Here is a 17,296-nt window from a genome sequence, read left to right as displayed (position 1 = left end):
TACTACAATTTTGGAACCAAACGGGCTTTTCCAAGGTTACTCAATTCAAGGTCTAACAATTTCCCTTCGACTTCAATTTTGATTATGCCATTATTAGTTTCCCGTAAAACTCCCACAAAATTTCTTTGTCCCTCTAAAGGAACACGCAGCTTTAATTTAACCGTTTCTCCGTTAAAGCGGAGAAAATCAGCCTCTGTTCGTAAGGGTCTATCTAATCCTGGTGACGAAACTTCCAATCGACCAAAATCAATGTTTTCAACTGCAAATAATCGACTCAGATGATTGCTGATGGCTACACAGTCATCAATATTGATGCCGCCTTCTTTATCTATGAATATTCTTAATAATTTGTTGTGTGCTATTCGTTCCACTTCGATCAGCTCATATCCCAAACCTTGTAGAGTTGATTCCAATAATTCTTCCAGTGCCATAGCTCCGCCACAAATAAAAAATGGGCTGAAAAAGCCCATCGAATCTACCGATTGCATTTTAACAAAGATTTATGAAATAGGAAACATAAACTTCGCTCCCTATTATGTGAATGGATTTTTATTCTCCTCCTTTAGGGTGCTGAAGGAACGTTTGGTTAGTAGAAATAGGGAGGGTATGACGGTCATTGAGAATTTTCTATCATAGTCGGCTCAGTAAAATTTACTTAACCATGGTGGTGGCTTTGTATACAAGCAAACTTCGCCACTATATTATTAATCCAGAACGCTTAATTATGGGACTAGATAGGTACCTTCTTAATTTACTGTTCGAAATTCGAACCCACTATACTATTTACCCATATACTTTTATTAGAGGCCAATCAATGAAAAAATCACAAATTAATTTCTGGTTTGTCATCGTCGCGCTATTGGGGTTGCTGTTGATACAGAATCTGTATTCGCAATACACGCAAGTAGAACCCATTCCCTATAGCCGCTTTATGCATTTTCTGGAGGAAGGGCGGGTGGCTGAGATTGCGATTACCGAGCATCAGATCTTTGGAACGCTGAAAGAAAAAAATGCAGACGGATTCAAGGACTTTGTCACCACACGGGTAGAGCCTGATTTGGCGGAAGTGCTGGACAAGCACAATGTGGTTTATACCGGAGTGGTACAAAGTACGTGGGTGCGCGATTTGCTTTCCTGGATTGTGCCAACGGCGATTTTTGTGGGCATCTGGTTGTTTGTCATTCGCCGAATGGGCAGTAGCATGGGCAGCGGATTGATGTCGATCGGCAAAAGCCATGCGAAAGTATTTGTGGAAAAGGAAACCAAGGTGACTTTTGACGATGTGGCTGGCGTGGATGAAGCCAAAGAAGAATTGGTGGAAATTATCAATTTTCTGAAAAATCCGGCAGATTATGGCCGTTTAGGCGGGCGCGCGCCGAAGGGTATTTTGCTGGTGGGCCCGCCGGGTACCGGAAAAACACTCTTGGCACGCGCTGTGGCAGGCGAAGCCGGTGTGCCGTTTTTCTCTATCTCCGGTTCTGAATTTGTTGAAATGTTTGTCGGTGTTGGTGCCGCCAGAGTGCGTGATCTGTTCGAACAAGCGCGGCAAATGGCACCGGCGATTATTTTCATTGATGAGCTGGATGCGCTAGGCCGCGCACGGGGCGCTTATGGATTGGGCGGCGGGCATGATGAGAAAGAACAAACGTTGAACCAATTGCTGGCAGAATTGGATGGTTTTGATTCCAGCAGCGGGATTGTGTTGCTGGCGGCAACCAACCGGCCGGAAATTCTTGATCCGGCATTATTGCGTGCCGGCCGGTTTGATCGTCAAGTGCTGGTGGATCGCCCCGATAAGATTGGGCGAGAACAAATTCTGACCGTGCATGCGAAAAAAGTGAAACTGAATTTGGATGTCAAAATTGAACAGATTGCCGCTTTAACGCCGGGTTTTACCGGAGCGGATTTGGCGAATCTTATTAATGAAGCCACTTTACTTGCCACACGGCGTGCAGCCGCATCGGTGACGATGGACGATTTCAATAACGCCATTGAGCGTATCGTGGCCGGTCTGGAGAAACGAAACCGGTTGTTGAATCCTGAAGAGCGGCGCGTGGTGGCATTTCATGAGCTGGGACATACGATGGTTGCGCTGGCATTACCCGGTACCGATGAAATTCACAAAGTATCCATCATTCCGCGCGGTGTCGGTGCTTTGGGTTACACCATACAACGCCCTACCGAAGACCGTTTTCTGATGACACGCGTGGAACTGCTCAATAAAATGGCAGTATTGCTGGGCGGACGAGCAGCAGAACAAGTGGTATTTCAGGAAGTTTCTACCGGTGCGGCAGATGATTTGGTGCGCGCTACGGACATCGCCCGTGCCATGGTGTTGCGCTACGGCATGAGCGAGGCATTGGGTAACGTGGCTTATGAGCGGGAACAATCCGCATTCTTGCAACCCAATATACCGATGCCGCAGAATCGCAATTACAGCGAAGAAACTGCCAATAAGATCGATATTGCGGTGCGTGTTCTAGTTGATCAGGCTTTGGAGCGCGCAATCAATATACTTCAGGTCAATCGCGCTTTGCTTGATCAGACTGCTGAAGCGTTATTAAAAACGGAAACGCTCAACCAGCCGGAAATTATTAAGCTCAAGCAAGCGATTATTTCTCAGGCAATGCCTTGATGGCTACTGCACGGGGGCGTATTTGATACGGTGTTCTATGGCATTCAGCATCATTCCAGCCACGTTTAATCCAGTTAGTTTTGTTATTTCTTGCATACCTGTCGGGCTGGTGACGTTAATTTCAGTTAAATAATCACCAATGACATCCAGACCTACCAGCATTAAACCTGATTTGACTAATTCAGGTCCGAGAAATTCTGCGATTTCCTGATCGCGCGCTGATAATGGTTGTGTTCTTCCTGTTCCGCCCGCGGCTAAATTGCCGCGTGTTTCGCCGGGTTTCGGAATGCGCGCCAGTGCATAGGGCACAGCTTTTCCCGCAATGAGAAGTATACGTTTGTCTCCCTGAGCAATTTCAGGAATATAACGTTGCGCCATGATTGTTCGTGTTCCATAGTGGGTCAGCGTTTCGAGAATCACATTGAGATTGTGGTCTGCACTGTGCACACGAAATACACTGGCGCCGCCCATGCCATCGAGCGGCTTTAAAATAATATCTTGATGGCTACTAAGAAATTCTCTGATTACATGAGGTTGGCTGGTTACCAGGGTGGGTGCCATAAATTGCGGAAATTTGGCAATCGCCAGCTTTTCATTGTGATCACGGATACTGCGAGGACTGTTGATTACTAACGCGCCTTGGGATTCAGCCAATTCCAGTAGATACGTGCTGTAAACATATTCCAGATCAAACGGGGGATCCTTGCGCATTACTATGGCATCAAATTCATAGAGCGGCGTTGCGGAAATACCACTGGTTCTAAACCAATCTCTATCCTGAAGATTTTCTGTCAAAGTCAGTGTGCGAGAAAAGCCTGTAACAATATTCTGGTTCAGTACAATATCATGCTGATAAAGCACATGAATCGTATGGTTTCTGCTAACCGCTTCACAAATCATTGCAAAACTCGAGTCTTTACTGGTTTTAATGGAATCCAGCTGATCAATAATAAAAGCGAGCTTCATTTTTGAGTTTGAGCAGGAAGCGCCGCTGACATTTCAGAGTGATCTTGCTCCAATTCTAACGCAGCGGCTAGCAGGGCCAGGCGCGCAACAACGCCGTATGCATAGAATCGGTTTGGAATCGAATTGGGTTGTGCTGCACTTTTAGGTACTAGGCAAGTGGTTTCAAATGCCAGAGGAACAAAATACATGCCGGGAGCGTTGAGGTTTTCATCGATGCCACGCCCGGTGTGTACTCGGTAAAATCCGCCGACAACAAAACGATCGATCATGTAAATGACGGGTTCTGCGACAGCTTCATTAATGCTCTCGAATGTGTAGACACCTTCCTGAACCAAGACATTTGAGACCAATAATCCTTCTTTAACTACAGCCATTTTGTTGCGTTGTTTGCGATTCAGCTTATAGATATCTGAGCCATCTTTTACCGTCATAATACCCATACCGTAAGTACCGGAGTCGGCTTTGACGATGACGAAGGGATCTTCCTTGACATCATACTGTTGATACTTTCTCTTAATGATTGAAAGAATTCGGTCGATAGCACTTGCCACACAGTCTTCTCCTTGTTTTTCGCGAAAGTTAATTTCGCCACACGAAGTAAAACGGGGATTAATCAACCAAGGGTCGATCCCGATCAAATCAGCAAATTCTTGTGCGACTCGATCATAGGCGGCAAAGTGATTGGATTTCCGCCGTGTTGCCCAGCCGGCATGTAATGGCGGAATAACAATTTGATTCAGATTTTGTAGTATCTCCGGAACACCTGTTGACAGGTCATTGTTAAGGAGTACAGCACAAGGCTCAAAGTTGCTGACGCCTAATTGATTGTTTTTGCGTATGATGGGTTCAAGGGTAATGGTTTGCCCGTCTGGAAGATCAATTTGTGTCGCGATCGTAACTTCGGGTAATAAAGTACCAATGCGTACATTTAAGCCAGCATGCTGCATAATACTTTGCAATGTTGCGATATTTTGCAAGTAGAAGGTATTGCGGGTGTGATTTTCTGGTATCAAAAGAATGCTATGAGCATCCGGACATATCTTTTCGATGGCGCTCATCATTGCCTGTACGCAGAGAGGAATGAATTCCGGGTTAAGGTTATTAAAACCACCCGGAAACAAATTCGTATCAACGGGTGCCAATTTAAAACCACTGTTGCGTAAGTCGACCGAACAATAAAAAGGTACCGTGTGTTCACGCCATTTGGTTCTTAACCAATGTTCAATGGTCGGCATAGCATTAATGATGCGATTCTCAAGATCAAGGATAGGGCCGCGCAGGGCAGTAGAAAGATGTGGTATTGGCATTTCTGTATGAAGTATTAATCCAGAGCCATTATAGCATTATGTATTAACCCGGATATTGCATGAATTCGCGCGATGATCACGCATGATATTGGTTTCGCAAGGGATTTTTTCGAAGAAACGGTGTAGTTATTCATACACCTGATTGAGATAAATTCCTTGTGGAATCAAGAGACAAATGGGGGCGTGTGCAATTCATGCAATATCCGGGTTAAGTAGATTGTGGCGAGCCCGATCCTGAAGTATCTTATGGTTTTTCTATATCCAAAATAGGTTAACACGATTTATGCTTAACCCTCTGCAGCCCGTTCTTATCTTGTTAGCCATCGCAGTATTGGCTGTGGTTGTTTTTCGTATGCTGCGTTTGCCGCCCATGTTGGGTTATTTGCTGGCGGGTGTCATTATAGGACCGCATGCTCTGGGTTGGATCCCAGAGACCGATGAAACTCGTCATTTGGCGGAGTTTGGGGTGGTATTTCTGATGTTCAGCATCGGCCTGGAATTTAGCCTGCCAAAGTTGTTGGCCATGAAGCGTATCGTGTTTGGATTTGGCACGGCGCAAGTCATAGTCAGCATTATTTTGGTGATGGCGATCGTATGGACGCTTGGATTGGATTGGCGTGTCGGGCTTGTATTAGGAGGCGCTTTGGCCATGTCTTCTACCGCTATTGTGATCAAAATGCTGGCTGAGCGGGCTGAGCTCAATTCTACACATGGCAGGCAGGTGATTGGCGTATTGCTTTTTCAGGATCTGGCAGTAATCCCTTTGCTGATTATTATTCCTGCTCTGGCAACCGAGGTCGACGGCGATACGAATGATTTTAGTTTAATGCTTGCTATTGCCATATTCAAGATAATCACTGTATTGACATTTATCTTGTTTTTAGGACACAAGTTAATGCGCCCATGGTTTCATTTGGTTGCCCGTCAGAAATCGTCGGAGCTGTTTGTTCTCAATGTGCTGTTGATTACCCTGGGTCTTGCATGGCTGACCGAATTGGCAGGATTGTCGTTGGCTTTGGGAGCATTTCTTGCAGGTATGCTTATCTCTGAAACGGAGTATCGTTATCAGGTCGAGGTCGATATTAAGCCTTTCCGGGATATTTTATTAGGCCTGTTTTTTATCACGATAGGTATGTTATTAGACATGCAAGTAGTGATGGAAAGCTTCCTTTGGGTGTTTGTGATCCTGGCGGCGCTCATCCTATTGAAAATGGTAGTGATTGCCGGATTGTCACGATGGTATGGAGCAGATTCTGGTGTGGCGGTTAGAACAGGAATGAATTTGGCGCAGGCGGGGGAATTTGGATTTGTTTTGCTGGCACAAGCGGGTGCAATGGGATTGATCGAAAGCTCAGTGCTTCAACCTGTCCTGGCGGCTATGGTTTTATCGATGTTTGTCGCGCCTTTCCTGATCGAATATAGCGAACCGGTGGTTCAGCGTTTTTACGGATCGGAATGGATGTATCGAGCGATGCAGATAACCTCCATTGCCTCACAGACTATGGTGGCACAAAACCATGTCATCATATGCGGGTATGGACGAAGTGGGCAGAGTATGTCGCGTATATTGGAGCAGGAATCTATACCTTTTATCGCTTTGGATCTCGATCCGCAACGCATACATGAGGCGGCCAGCGCGGGAGAGTCAGTTGTTTATGGGGATGCTGCGCGACGCGAAGTGTTAATTGCCGCCGGTTTGATGCGCGCAAAAGTATTAGTTATCAGTTATGCCGATACCGTTTCCGCTTTAAAAATTCTAAGGCATGTTCAGGAATTACGGCCAGAATTGTCTGTTGTTGTCCGGACACGGGATGATTCGGATATTGACTTGCTGAAAGAAGCTGGTGCGACAGAAGTAGTTGCAGAGATTATGGAGGGAAGTTTGATGTTGGCCTCGCATGCTATGATGTTTGTAGACATATCAATAGGTCGTATTTTGCGGCGCATACGAGAAATTCGTGAACAGCGGTATAGCTTATTGCGCGGCTTCTATTACGGCGCAACTGATGAAATAGAAGACGGTAGTGAAAATTTACTTCCGCGCTTATTAACGCTTACCATTATTCCGGGTGCAGCTGCGATCAATCAGACTTTGGGGGACATCAATTTGGCTAGCTTGGCTGTTGAGGTCACTGCTGTGAGAAGGCGAAATATCCGCGGGTTAATGCCTACTAACGAGACACGGCTAGAGCTGGGCGATGTTATCGTACTGAGAGGCACGCAGGATAATTTGGCTGCTGCAGAAATTAGATTACTGCAAGGTGAAATAGCATAATTATTCATTCATATAATAATAAAATCCCTGCTCGTATTGTGACTTAATCAAAAAGATTTCAGTAGTTTACGCCATGAAAAATGGACAGTACACCGAAGAAAGTGTATAGTTTCCTAGCTACCCTTTGCTCTTTAGATTTAGAAAAAGGGGAGGTATTGGGGCAATTTGAGGTTGCGCCAGTAAATTAAGAATGGCGCATAAAAAAAGCGCAAAGTTCATCATTTATGGAGGGATATATGATTAAAGCTGTTCAGGCAGTATTAGGGTTAGGATTGCTTTGTTTGGCTGCTACACAAGTAGCAGTGGCACAAGACATTTCTAAATTACCGCGTGTAAAACAAGAATTGGTGGCTCCACCAAATGTACCTGTGCACGATCAGGTTAGCAAAGGGCCTAAGATTGTTGAAGTACGCATGGAAACCACAGAAAAATTGATTGAAGTTGCTCCTGGTGCAAAAGTATGGGGTTTAACTTTCAATGGCAGTATTCCTGGTCCGCTCATCGTAGTGAATGAAGGCGATTATGTTGAATTAACATTAGTCAACCCAAAAACCAGCACGCTGGCACATAACGTGGATTTCCACGCATCAACAGGTGCATTGGGCGGTGCTGGTTTAACCCTGGTACAACCCGGTGAAGAAGTTGTATTGCGTTGGAAAGCAATTAAACCAGGCGTATTTGTTTACCACTGTGCACCAGGTGGAACCATGATTCCATTCCACGTTATTTCTGGTATGAGTGGTGCAGTTATGGTATTGCCAAAAGGTGGCTTGAAAGACGCAAAGGGCAAGCCATACACCTATGATCGTGCATACTATATCGGCGAACAAGATTTCTATTTGCCAAAAGACGACAAAGGCAATTTCAAAACCTACGGTTCACCAGCTGAAGGCATGGCTGATATGCTGGAAGTGGCAAAAGGACTCATCCCAACGCACGTAGTACTTAATGGCGCTGTTGGCGCACTGACAGGTGACAACGCATTAAAAGCCAAGGTGGGCGAGAAAGTATTGTTTATTCACTCACAAGCTAACCGTCCTTCCTATCCGCATTTGATTGGTGGCCATGGCGATCTATACTGGGTTGGTGGTTCATTCAGTGACATTCCTTTGACCAGCCAAGAAACTTGGTTTGTACCAGCCGGTTCAGCTGTTGCTGCAGCGTATGAGTTCAAACAACCAGGGCTCTATGTATACCTCAGTCATAACATGATTGAAGCTGTATTACTGGGTGCTGCTGCTCATATGAATGTTGAAGGCAAATGGGATGATGATCTCATGACCCAAGTTAAAGCACCAAAGAGCTTTGATGCAAAAGCTGCAATGGATCACTAAGATTTGATTTAGTGTAACGTTGAAGCAGTAACTAAAAAGCCTCAACCGATGGGTTGAGGCTTTTTTATTGATGGCGGATGCAATTTAAATACGCTCATAATATTTTCCATTGATTGTTGATCAGCACAACTCTATGTCAATTAAATCGCATATTCGTACTATCCCGCATTACCCTCATCATGGAATCATGTTTCGTGATATTACAACTTTACTGAAAGATCCTATTGGGTTGTGTACAACCATTCGGGAAATTTCAAACCGATATCTCAATATGGAGATTGACAAAGTTGTAGGGATTGAGTCGCGTGGTTTTATTATTGGTGCGCCTGTGGCATACCAATTGCAGAAGGGCTTTGTGCCTATCCGTAAGCAGAATAAACTGCCGGCAGAAACGATAGGGAGAGATTACCAACTGGAATATGGTAGCGATCGTATCGAAATCCACGTAGATGCTATACAACCTGGAGATCGGATACTTCTCATCGATGACTTGATTGCAACGGGGGGAACTGCAGAAGCTGCCGTGGGCCTTATTCAGGACATGGGTGGAGAAGTTGTTGAATGCTGTTTTGTAATTGATTTGCCGGATGTGGGGGGGCGGATTCGTTTGGAGAATTTAGGGTGTAAGGTATTTTCGTTATGTGAGTTTGAGGGGGGGTAGGCTATAACATGCGGTTATGGCAGTTAAATCAACCCTGGCGAAGGGTTGACAATATTTTTTCGTGAATGCCGCCAAATCCGCCGTTGCTCATGACTAGAATATGATCACCGGGCCTCGTGATTGCAGAAATATTTTGTACGAGTTGATGCAAATCATCATAACAATGCACTTTACTTCCTAATGGAGTCATAGCAGCTTTGGCCCAATGCGAATCGCGAGTGAAGCAATAAACCTGATCGGCTCCCATTAAGCTATCGGCGAGACTATCTTTCCATACACCCATTTTCATCGTATTTGATCGCGGTTCCAATATGGCAATAATTCTTTGTTTGCCGGCATGTGTCCGTAAGCCATTTAATGTTGTTCGAATCGCAGTTGGGTGGTGTGCAAAATCATCATAAACAGTAATGCCATTGATGACGCCACGCATTTCCATGCGACGTTTAACATTCTTAAACTGCTCTAATGCCGCTATTCCAGTCTCGATGGGTACTCCGGCATGCCGGGCGGCGATCAGAGCAGCTAATGCATTCATGCGATTATGTTCACCTAGCAAATCCCAATGCAAGCAGCCTTGATGGGTCTCGTTAAGAAAAATATCCATAGCGTCGTTTGTCTGTGGCCTTGAGTGCCAGACGGCTTCTATGCCAAATGTTTCAATGGGTGTCCAGCAACCTTGTTTCAAAACACGTTCTAAATTTTTATCATTTCCGTTTGCAACAATCAAACCGTTATTTGGAATAATTCGAACAAAATGATGGAATTGGCGTTCAATGGCAGCAAGATTTGCGAAAATATCGGCGTGATCGAATTCAAGGTTATTTAAAATTGCGGTTCTGGGATGATAATGGACAAATTTAGAACGTTTATCAAAGAAAGCTGTGTCGTACTCGTCCGCTTCGATGACAAAGAAAGGTGAGATCTCGGTAGGATTCAGACTGGAGTCTTGAACAGATATTGGCAGATTGCCAATTCTTGCTGATATGCCAAAATTCTCAGGAATTCCGCCAATTAGGAATCCCGGATTCAATCCAGCATATTCTAAAATCCAGGCTAACATGGAACTGGTTGTCGTTTTGCCATGCGTGCCGGCAACGGCAAGTACCCAGCGGCTCCCCAGAATATTTTCTGATAACCACTGCGGACCAGAAATATAGGGCAGATTCCGGTTGAGTATCTCCTCCATCAATGGATTGCCGCGTGTAATAACATTGCCAATTACAAATATATCCGGTTGTAGCTGGATTTGTTCAGGGGAATAACCAGCTATTAATTCGATCCCTTGAGATTCGAGCTGTGTACTCATTGGTGGGTAAACATCTTGATCGCAGCCCGTTACTCTATGTCCAGCTTCACGTGCGATGGCCGCTATTCCGCCCATAAATGTGCCACAAATTCCTAGTATATGGATATGCATATTTAGTTTAAAAGTTCTTGATTATGTTTCACAGATACAACTACTATAACTAGTTGTCTTCTAGGATTATAGTCTATTGAATAAGACAATATCGATGGTTGTTGTTTGTGACTATAGCGGGCTGATTAAGAAATTGTTTGGGTGTTTGTGTTAAACCTCTGTATATCCGATTAGTTAATTTTTAGTGAATAGTACTCAAATGATTGATTTAAATTATCGGGGCCGATTCGCGCCATCTCCAACCGGGCCTTTACATTTTGGCTCATTGGTTGCGGCTGTAGGAAGCTATCTTGATGCAAAATATCATCACGGCAAATGGCTGGTTAGAATTGAAGATGTTGATTCGCAACGCGAAGTACCTGGTGCAGCGAGCGAAATATTATATCTGCTTGAAAGGCTAGGAATGGAATGGGATGAAGAAGTTGTTTACCAAAGCCAACGCTCTGAGGCCTACTTCGAGGCCTTGAATATTTTGAGTAAACAAGGTTTGATTTATCCCTGTACTTGCTCAAGAAAAGAAATTGCGGATTCCAGCATTATGGGTTTGAATGGGCGCGTTTATCCTGGTACTTGCCTTAAGAATCCTGCATCTGTAAAGAAAGCTCATGCACTTCGCATTCATACAAATAATGATCTGATTCAGTTTAAAGATATTTTAAATGGCATATATTCACAGAGGCTTAAGCGTGATGTGGGAGATTTCGTTTTGCGCAGAGTCGATGGAATTTATGCCTACCAATTAGCAGTAGTGGTGGATGATGCGGCACAACATATAACACATGTTGTGCGTGGTGCTGATCTTCTAGAATCTACGCCGCGCCAAATTTTTTTGCAGCAATTATTGGATTATCCAATACCGCAATATTTGCATTTGCCAGTGGTAACGGATGCGAAGGGTGAGAAACTCAGTAAGCAAACAAATGCTACGCCAGTCAATAGTTTGAATACACTAACTCAATTAGTTGATGTATTACATTTCTTGGGTCAGAAACCACCTGTTGAAATTTCAGAGGGTGACGTTGCTTCCTTCTGGCAATGGGCTCAACAAAATTGGCGCGTGAATCTGATTGTTCATTAGTTGAGCCATCAATAATGCTGAGTTGATTTAAAGTAGAGCACTAAGCCCAATATTTGTGCTAGTCTAACCCTTAAAGTGTCGTGCAGATTAAAAGTTGTAATTGCACAACTGTTTATAATAATTAACGTGATTGATGACCAATTGAGAAGTGATTAATGTTTTTCATGCATATCGGGTAAGGAGTTACCGTGGCCTTTTTGCCGTTTAATATACCGAAACAAAAGAGATTGAAGGTGGTGATTGTAGGCGGAGGGTATGCTGGCGTGGCTGCGTTAACGAATCTTTTGCAATATGCACCCGATACTGATATCACGATTATTGATTCCAAAACGCACCATATAAAGATTACGCATCTACATGAAACATTCCGATATCCCCTGACAGATTTGCTGGTCCCATTTACCGAGATAGAAAATCGTTACGGGTGCCGACACATTGCAGCATCGGTAAATTTTGATCAGGAGATGCTACAAGAATGTCAAGATAAAAAACAACTGGGTCTCAATGAAGAAGTTTTAAATTTTGATTACCTGATTATTGCTTCGGGTTGTGAAAGTAGAGCTGTTGATTCGATAAGAAAAGATAATATTCTGAGTTTGCAGGACTTCACGATTGCAAATGGATCAGATTTATTAACAAAATTACTGGACCAAGGCAATTCATCTGAACAATCTATTTCTGTTGTGGGTGGAGGAGCAACGGGCATACAGTTCTTGTTTGAAATAAAACAATTTCTTAATCGAATTAAAAGTAAGGCTGCGTTACGCCTGATTCATTCGGGTGAACATGTTCTGGAACAATTTCCTGATGGATTTGGATCTTATGTGGAAGCTCGCATGGGTGAGATGGATATTGCTTTCTACCCAAATACCTATTACCGTGAACAGCAAGACGGGCAAATTTTACTGACAAATAAACAAACAAAAGAACCGTTTGAGTTGGCTTCCAGTCTGTCCATTTTGTTTTTAGGTAAGAAACAACAAAATATTTTTACCGCGAACGCCTTTGGACAAGGTATTATAGCTAATCAGGAGCCACTACAAAATATTTTTGTGGCGGGTGACTGCTCTTACTATCAATCGTTAGGTTCGAATACATTAACAGCACAATCAGCTGTTCGGAAAGGGAAGTTAGTAGCACGCAATATATTACGGCATTCCGGTTTTCCCGGATTGCTCGAACCCTATCTCCATCATGAATTAGGCTATGTCGTTAGCCTTGGGCCTTCAGATGCGGTAGGCTGGTTGGTTTCGGAAGGCAACCTGATCACAGGTATTCCAGCTTTGACAATTAAAGAACTGGTTGAAGCGCAATATGACTTATTGTTGGCAGGAATAGATACTTACTTGGTTTAGCAAATACTACGCAGGAGGCATTACAATGCTTGGTTTGTTCAAAGATACCCCTGTAATTGGCAAGGCCAATACAATAATCCATACTCCCAGTGAAAAGCTTTTTAATTTTATTGGTAACGATTTGCTGATTAACTATCCCAGATGGTCACCGGAGGTTAAAGAACTGGAGAAACTCACCGATGGACCTATAAAATTGGGAACACAATGCCGTCAAGTGCGCATTGATCAAGGCAATCGCTCTGAATCGACATTCAAAGTTAAGTTTTTTGATATAGGGGAACGTATTTGTTTTGAAGGTGTTTCTAATCCGTATCGTTGTGACTATGTGATTGAATCGGTTAACGCTTTAGATAGCCGGATAACATTTATTTTTGAACTGCTCAGTCTCGATTTACATGTAAGGCCATTTGAAAAGCTGGTACGCATTGCTGTTCAAGACGGAACCGAGCGGACTGTCAAGAATATCAAGAAATTAATTGAAGCAGATTAGGCTGATTTTTGAGTAATCGGAAGTCCCTCGCACGAGTGTATTTATTTAGCAAACAATTGATTAACCTGGAGAGAAAATCATGGATTTTATCGTTGAGAAAGACCCTGGATTGATTCCACAAGTACTGTCCAAGATTCTTGATTCATGTGTAAACGGAGTGTCACTAGCTGATCCTGATCAAGAGGATATGCCATTGGTTTATGTTAATAAAGCTTTTGAGACAATAACTGGTTATACGTTAGCAGAAGTGGTAGGTAAGAATTGCCGTTTTTTACAGGGTAAGGAACACGACCAAACTGAAGTCAATAAATTGCGAGAAGCTATAAAGGATAAGAAATCCGTTGAAGTAACGCTGAATAATTATCGTAAAAATGGCGAATTATTTTATAACCATTTGCTAATGTCGCCACTTTTTGATTCCAATGGAAATTTACTCTATTTCCTGGGTGTTCAATTGGACGTTACCCCGCAAATCCGGGCAGAAGAGGAAATTAAAGCATTGAAGGAACAACTAGCGATACTTAAGAAATAGGCGCTATCTTCGCATTAGTTATTGAATTATATGTAATAATATTTATCTTTGAGGTTAAGAATGTACCATGCTTCTTACCACATTTTTTTATAGCTGCTTAGTTTTTAGGCTGTGCTTTTGCATAGTTCCTAATCAGCCATGAATGTGTATCCCCGTTCAAAACTCCCACCGAAACGTTCTTCTTCCCGATACATTAGGGTGCAGTGGGCGTGGGATCACAAAAGCCGCCATTTCGTCGATTAGTCGCTCGGGGAGTTTTTTCAACGCCTCGCGCGTCGCTGGATGGCTTGTGGATAGCTTTTATCCGGAGCCAGTTTGCCCCAGCCATGCCGTTTCAGTATTTGGTACAGAGTCGGACTTTCTTTATTAGCGGGTGCCATCGCTACCACAACTTGCTCCATCCTGCTTCCCTGTCATACCATGATGGCCTCTACCAAAGTTAAAGATTATATTGTTACTGTTCCTATCTGTAATTGGAATGAGTTACTGATAATAATGATCTTGCGGTCATCTACGTGATAAAAAATACAAGCTCTCAATAAGTTTCAAAAACTTGTAAGAAACATGGCATATCGTAACCACTGCAAGTAATCACATTGATGAAACAATTAGGCTTGTCGATTCCGTTCTTTATCAAGAAACCAAAGTAACTCGTCGACAAAAGTTTCTCGAAGAAATGGAGCAAGTGACTGGTAGCGGGTTTGGGCGCAAGCTATCTGCGGTGGAAGTAATGCTGAAAATTCATATGATGCAACAATGGTTTAGTTATTCAGATCCGGGGATGGGAGAAGCGTTACATGATGTGCCAATGTTGCGTGAATTTTCCGGATTAGATGCAGGAGAAGCATCACTTGGCACAAAGCCTATCTGCTGAAACAGCTGCGCAGTTAGCGCAACACGCATTAGTGTTGTGTCAGGCGTGGTAGATAGTTGACGCCACGCTGATAGCAGCTGCGCCATCGACTATAAGAACCGGCTACGCAAACGTAATAGCGAATGAGCTCGATATAATGTTCCCTGAAGCAAGACCAAGAGGAATCTCAAACTGAACTTAAAATTTTATCGACTAAGTAATGCAGTTATAATCACGACATTGCTTTGTCATCTAAATCTTACACATGATTAATAAAAAAGATGCCGGACCGCCTTCTCTGCTGAATCGATTAGTATCATTAACCACCATTCGAGATGTCGAATTATTCGAAACTAGTTTGTTAAAAACATTGGCTGAGTTATTAAAAATTAATCAGATAGCCATGTACAGGCTCAGTCAAACTAGCATGATGTGCTGGTTGTCTACGCATTCAACCAATTTGATTCAAGATGATAATAAAAGACAGTTTTCAGAGTCGCAAGAGATATATACCTCTGAAATCGTGATTCCGGAGGAGATCAAGTCAGCACAGTTGTGGGTAGAGACAACAAAAAAACCCTATATTCAGCTACAGGGGAATCAATACTTAGTTGTTTATCCAATCTTTGCCGCCAACAAAATTGAAAGTTTGCTATCTTTTGAGCTTTCTCATTCATTAACCGAAGGGGAAATGCTCATCATCACTAGCTTGTTGAGTATCACCTATAACTTTCGCAGCCTGTTGGATGAGAGCCAGAAAGATAAGTTGACGGGCTTGCTGAACCGCCAAACTTTTGAAGCGAATATCAATAAAATCAGCTCGCTTACACTAAATTCGGATATCAGCCAACAACCTAACGGAAACGAGCAAGACCGGAGAAGAACTAAAACAGGAACAGAAGAATTTTGTCTCGCTATTATTGATATTGATGATTTTAAGTCTATCAACGACCGGTTTGGCCATATTATGGGCGATGAAGTTCTATTACTATTATCCTATGTAATGAAACAAAATTTCCGCGCAAAGGATTTATTATTTCGTTTCGGCGGAGAAGAGTTTGTAGTCATCTTCCATGTCCCAGATCAAGCGGAAGCTGCTAAAGCATTGGAACGTTTTCGAGAAAAAATTGAAGCGTATCGTTTCCCGCAAATCAATACGGTCACGATTAGTGTTGGTGCAACTTTGATTAGCGAAACTCACCACCTCGCATCTGAAATTATTGGACGTGCAGATCAAGCGCTCTATCACGCAAAAAACAATGGGAAAAACCAACTCCATTTCTATGAAAGTCTTTTGGAAAGCGGACATATTGTTGAGAAAAAAGAAACAGGTACAATCGATTTCTTCTAGGAGTCTGTCGGACTTAAGCAATCCTAGCGTGATGTGGTCACACAAGTGCAGTGGGTGATGGATAGACTCAACCATTGGGCTCACAGAGTGCTTAGATTCAGAACCTTGTTTGAGGTGTTCTTCAGGAAGATGGTGCGCTACACCGAACCACCGTTAGGCGTTGCACTTTGAAATTGAATTCGCGCAATCTTTGAACTTGCGATTCCCAGCGGTCTTGCCGCGGGGATAGGTGCAGGGCGCGCCGAGAAAATTTATTTCAGCTGCTTTCATGATGTATACCTATTTTTACATTCCGATGCATTTTGACTTGAAATTCAACAAGTAATGGCTACAGAGCCATTCAATAATTCCAGGAACTGTGAAGTTTCCTGGGGCAATAAATCAATAGAATGATGGCATCGTCATTCCCATCCATAGCATTACTAGAACAATCATGGTAATACCGATTCCAATCGTTCCAATAATCATGCCGATCAATATGGTTACACCATCCCTATTCAGAAGCCCCAGGGACATTACCAGTATTCCCCATCCTGGCGGGAAATTTGTCAAAGGGATTGGGAGCGCTATCGATAGCGCAAAAACAAAGGAAAAAATACCGATAATTCTTTCCCACGTCTGCACACTGATATAAGTCATGCGCGGCTGCATTCTGTTCTCAATTTTCTTGAGCCAAGGATTTGCTTTTGTAACTATTTTCTCAAGACTGGTTCGTTTGATTGATTTTTTTTCAATCCAAATTGGTAACCACGGTGCTCGCATACCGAGAATCATTTGCACTGAGAAAATGAATAGCGGGATAGAAAAAAGCGTTGTGCATCCCGGTGGGACGGGTACTGGAAGGCATATTGGTAGTGCGGCGATGGCCATGAGGATACCAAAACCACGCTCATGTAGCGCATTCTTGATTTCACCTACAGTCATTGCCTCTTTTGTATTTTCTACGACGACAATTGCTAGAAAATCAGAAGTAGGGCGCTCTTTGATTGTCATGAGTTATTCCTATTTGGATGCTGAATGTAAGCCAATTAACAAAACTTAG

Annotated in this window: 16 protein-coding genes; 10 read left to right on the top strand and 6 right to left on the bottom strand. The window is 43.3% G+C overall.

Going from position 1 to position 17,296, the window contains the following annotated elements; all coding sequences use genetic code 11:
* Positions 1-2: 2 nt before the first annotated feature.
* Complete coding sequence (rimP, locus tag K2P83_RS06715) at positions 3-431, bottom strand: ribosome maturation factor RimP (RefSeq protein WP_363279434.1); 429 nt, start codon at positions 429-431, stop codon at positions 3-5.
* Positions 432-814: 383 nt separating this feature from the next.
* Between rimP and ftsH the strand changes: the two genes are divergently transcribed.
* A complete protein-coding gene (ftsH, locus tag K2P83_RS06710) occupies positions 815-2,635 on the top strand; it encodes an ATP-dependent zinc metalloprotease FtsH (RefSeq protein WP_292927554.1) in 1,821 nt (606 codons plus the stop codon).
* Between the two features lie 3 nt (positions 2,636-2,638).
* On the opposite strand, the gene gshB is transcribed toward ftsH, so the two are convergent.
* Positions 2,639-3,601: a glutathione synthase gene (gshB, locus tag K2P83_RS06705; protein ID WP_292927552.1), complete on the bottom strand. Its 963-nt coding sequence runs from the start codon at positions 3,599-3,601 to the stop codon at positions 2,639-2,641.
* On the bottom strand, positions 3,598-4,908 hold the full coding sequence (gshA, locus tag K2P83_RS06700; RefSeq protein ID WP_292927550.1) for a glutamate--cysteine ligase: 1,311 nt from the start codon (positions 4,906-4,908) through the stop codon (positions 3,598-3,600). The genes gshB and gshA overlap by 4 nt, the downstream gene beginning before the upstream one ends.
* Before the next feature lie 283 nt (positions 4,909-5,191).
* Here gshA and K2P83_RS06695 point away from each other — a divergent pair, with 283 nt between their 5' ends.
* The 3 genes from K2P83_RS06695 (at position 5,192) to K2P83_RS06685 (ending at position 9,178) form a co-directional block, all read left to right on the top strand.
* The gene (locus K2P83_RS06695; RefSeq protein ID WP_292927548.1) at positions 5,192-7,183 is read left to right on the top strand and encodes a monovalent cation:proton antiporter family protein; all 1,992 of its coding nucleotides are present in this window, start codon (positions 5,192-5,194) and stop codon (positions 7,181-7,183) included.
* 236 nt (positions 7,184-7,419) lie between these two features.
* Positions 7,420-8,517, top strand: coding sequence for a copper-containing nitrite reductase (gene nirK / locus K2P83_RS06690; protein WP_292927546.1), 1,098 nt, complete (start codon positions 7,420-7,422; stop codon positions 8,515-8,517).
* 133 nt (positions 8,518-8,650) lie between these two features.
* Positions 8,651-9,178: an adenine phosphoribosyltransferase gene (locus K2P83_RS06685; RefSeq protein WP_292927544.1), complete on the top strand. Its 528-nt coding sequence runs from the start codon at positions 8,651-8,653 to the stop codon at positions 9,176-9,178.
* Between the two features lie 28 nt (positions 9,179-9,206).
* Here K2P83_RS06685 and mpl read toward each other — a convergent pair whose 3' ends face one another.
* Positions 9,207-10,595, bottom strand: coding sequence for a UDP-N-acetylmuramate:L-alanyl-gamma-D-glutamyl-meso-diaminopimelate ligase (mpl, locus tag K2P83_RS06680; protein WP_292927542.1), 1,389 nt, complete (start codon positions 10,593-10,595; stop codon positions 9,207-9,209).
* Positions 10,596-10,794: 199 nt separating this feature from the next.
* Between mpl and gluQRS the strand changes: the two genes are divergently transcribed.
* The 4 genes from gluQRS (at position 10,795) to K2P83_RS06660 (ending at position 14,050) form a co-directional block, all read left to right on the top strand.
* Positions 10,795-11,673, top strand: coding sequence for a tRNA glutamyl-Q(34) synthetase GluQRS (gluQRS, locus tag K2P83_RS06675; protein ID WP_292927540.1), 879 nt, complete (start codon positions 10,795-10,797; stop codon positions 11,671-11,673).
* A 188-nt stretch (positions 11,674-11,861) separates the two neighbouring features.
* Positions 11,862-13,028, top strand: a complete 1,167-nt coding sequence (locus tag K2P83_RS06670; RefSeq protein WP_292927538.1) for an FAD-dependent oxidoreductase — start codon at positions 11,862-11,864, stop codon at positions 13,026-13,028.
* A gap of 25 nt (positions 13,029-13,053) precedes the next feature.
* Positions 13,054-13,518: a polyketide cyclase gene (locus K2P83_RS06665; protein ID WP_292927536.1), complete on the top strand. Its 465-nt coding sequence runs from the start codon at positions 13,054-13,056 to the stop codon at positions 13,516-13,518.
* A 79-nt stretch (positions 13,519-13,597) separates the two neighbouring features.
* Positions 13,598-14,050 (top strand): PAS domain-containing protein, encoded by a 453-nt coding sequence (locus tag K2P83_RS06660; protein WP_292927534.1) that lies wholly within the window; start codon positions 13,598-13,600, stop codon positions 14,048-14,050.
* A 260-nt stretch (positions 14,051-14,310) separates the two neighbouring features.
* Here K2P83_RS06660 and K2P83_RS06655 read toward each other — a convergent pair whose 3' ends face one another.
* Positions 14,311-14,451: a hypothetical protein gene (locus K2P83_RS06655; RefSeq protein ID WP_292927532.1), complete on the bottom strand. Its 141-nt coding sequence runs from the start codon at positions 14,449-14,451 to the stop codon at positions 14,311-14,313.
* A gap of 275 nt (positions 14,452-14,726) precedes the next feature.
* Here K2P83_RS06655 and K2P83_RS06650 point away from each other — a divergent pair, with 275 nt between their 5' ends.
* Entirely contained in the window at positions 14,727-14,924 is a 198-nt protein-coding gene (locus K2P83_RS06650; RefSeq protein ID WP_292927530.1) for a transposase, read from the top strand.
* Between the two features lie 244 nt (positions 14,925-15,168).
* Positions 15,169-16,254, top strand: a complete 1,086-nt coding sequence (locus K2P83_RS06645) for a GGDEF domain-containing protein (RefSeq protein ID WP_292927528.1) — start codon at positions 15,169-15,171, stop codon at positions 16,252-16,254.
* A 381-nt stretch (positions 16,255-16,635) separates the two neighbouring features.
* Here the strand turns inward: K2P83_RS06645 and K2P83_RS06640 are convergent, their stop codons facing one another.
* A complete protein-coding gene (locus K2P83_RS06640) occupies positions 16,636-17,247 on the bottom strand; it encodes an exopolysaccharide biosynthesis protein (protein ID WP_292927526.1) in 612 nt (203 codons plus the stop codon).
* Positions 17,248-17,296: the final 49 nt, after the last annotated feature.

The sequence above is a fragment of the Nitrosomonas sp. genome (assembly GCF_019752415.1).
Lineage (GTDB): Bacteria > Pseudomonadota > Gammaproteobacteria > Burkholderiales > Nitrosomonadaceae > Nitrosomonas.
Note: the sequence above shows the minus strand (reverse complement) of the source record. Positions and strands in the feature narration are given on the sequence as shown.

Bases quoted from the DNA above. Each gene is read 5' to 3' on its own strand.
- K2P83_RS06695 (WP_292927548.1), top strand. From the start codon at position 5,192: ATGCTTAACCCTCTGCAGCCCGTTCTTATCTTGTTAGCCATCGCAGTA.
- gshA (WP_292927550.1), bottom strand. From the start codon at position 4,908: ATGCCAATACCACATCTTTCTACTGCCCTGCGCGGCCCTATCCTTGAT.
- rimP (WP_363279434.1), bottom strand. From the start codon at position 431: ATGGCACTGGAAGAATTATTGGAATCAACTCTACAAGGTTTGGGATAT.
- K2P83_RS06685 (WP_292927544.1), top strand. From the start codon at position 8,651: ATGTCAATTAAATCGCATATTCGTACTATCCCGCATTACCCTCATCAT.
- K2P83_RS06645 (WP_292927528.1), top strand. From the start codon at position 15,169: ATGATTAATAAAAAAGATGCCGGACCGCCTTCTCTGCTGAATCGATTA.
- gluQRS (WP_292927540.1), top strand. From the start codon at position 10,795: ATGATTGATTTAAATTATCGGGGCCGATTCGCGCCATCTCCAACCGGG.
- nirK (WP_292927546.1), top strand. From the start codon at position 7,420: ATGATTAAAGCTGTTCAGGCAGTATTAGGGTTAGGATTGCTTTGTTTG.
- K2P83_RS06665 (WP_292927536.1), top strand. From the start codon at position 13,054: ATGCTTGGTTTGTTCAAAGATACCCCTGTAATTGGCAAGGCCAATACA.
- K2P83_RS06650 (WP_292927530.1), top strand. From the start codon at position 14,727: ATGGAGCAAGTGACTGGTAGCGGGTTTGGGCGCAAGCTATCTGCGGTG.
- gshB (WP_292927552.1), bottom strand. From the start codon at position 3,601: ATGAAGCTCGCTTTTATTATTGATCAGCTGGATTCCATTAAAACCAGT.
- mpl (WP_292927542.1), bottom strand. From the start codon at position 10,595: ATGCATATCCATATACTAGGAATTTGTGGCACATTTATGGGCGGAATA.
- K2P83_RS06660 (WP_292927534.1), top strand. From the start codon at position 13,598: ATGGATTTTATCGTTGAGAAAGACCCTGGATTGATTCCACAAGTACTG.
- K2P83_RS06640 (WP_292927526.1), bottom strand. From the start codon at position 17,247: ATGACAATCAAAGAGCGCCCTACTTCTGATTTTCTAGCAATTGTCGTC.
- ftsH (WP_292927554.1), top strand. From the start codon at position 815: ATGAAAAAATCACAAATTAATTTCTGGTTTGTCATCGTCGCGCTATTG.
- K2P83_RS06655 (WP_292927532.1), bottom strand. From the start codon at position 14,451: ATGGAGCAAGTTGTGGTAGCGATGGCACCCGCTAATAAAGAAAGTCCG.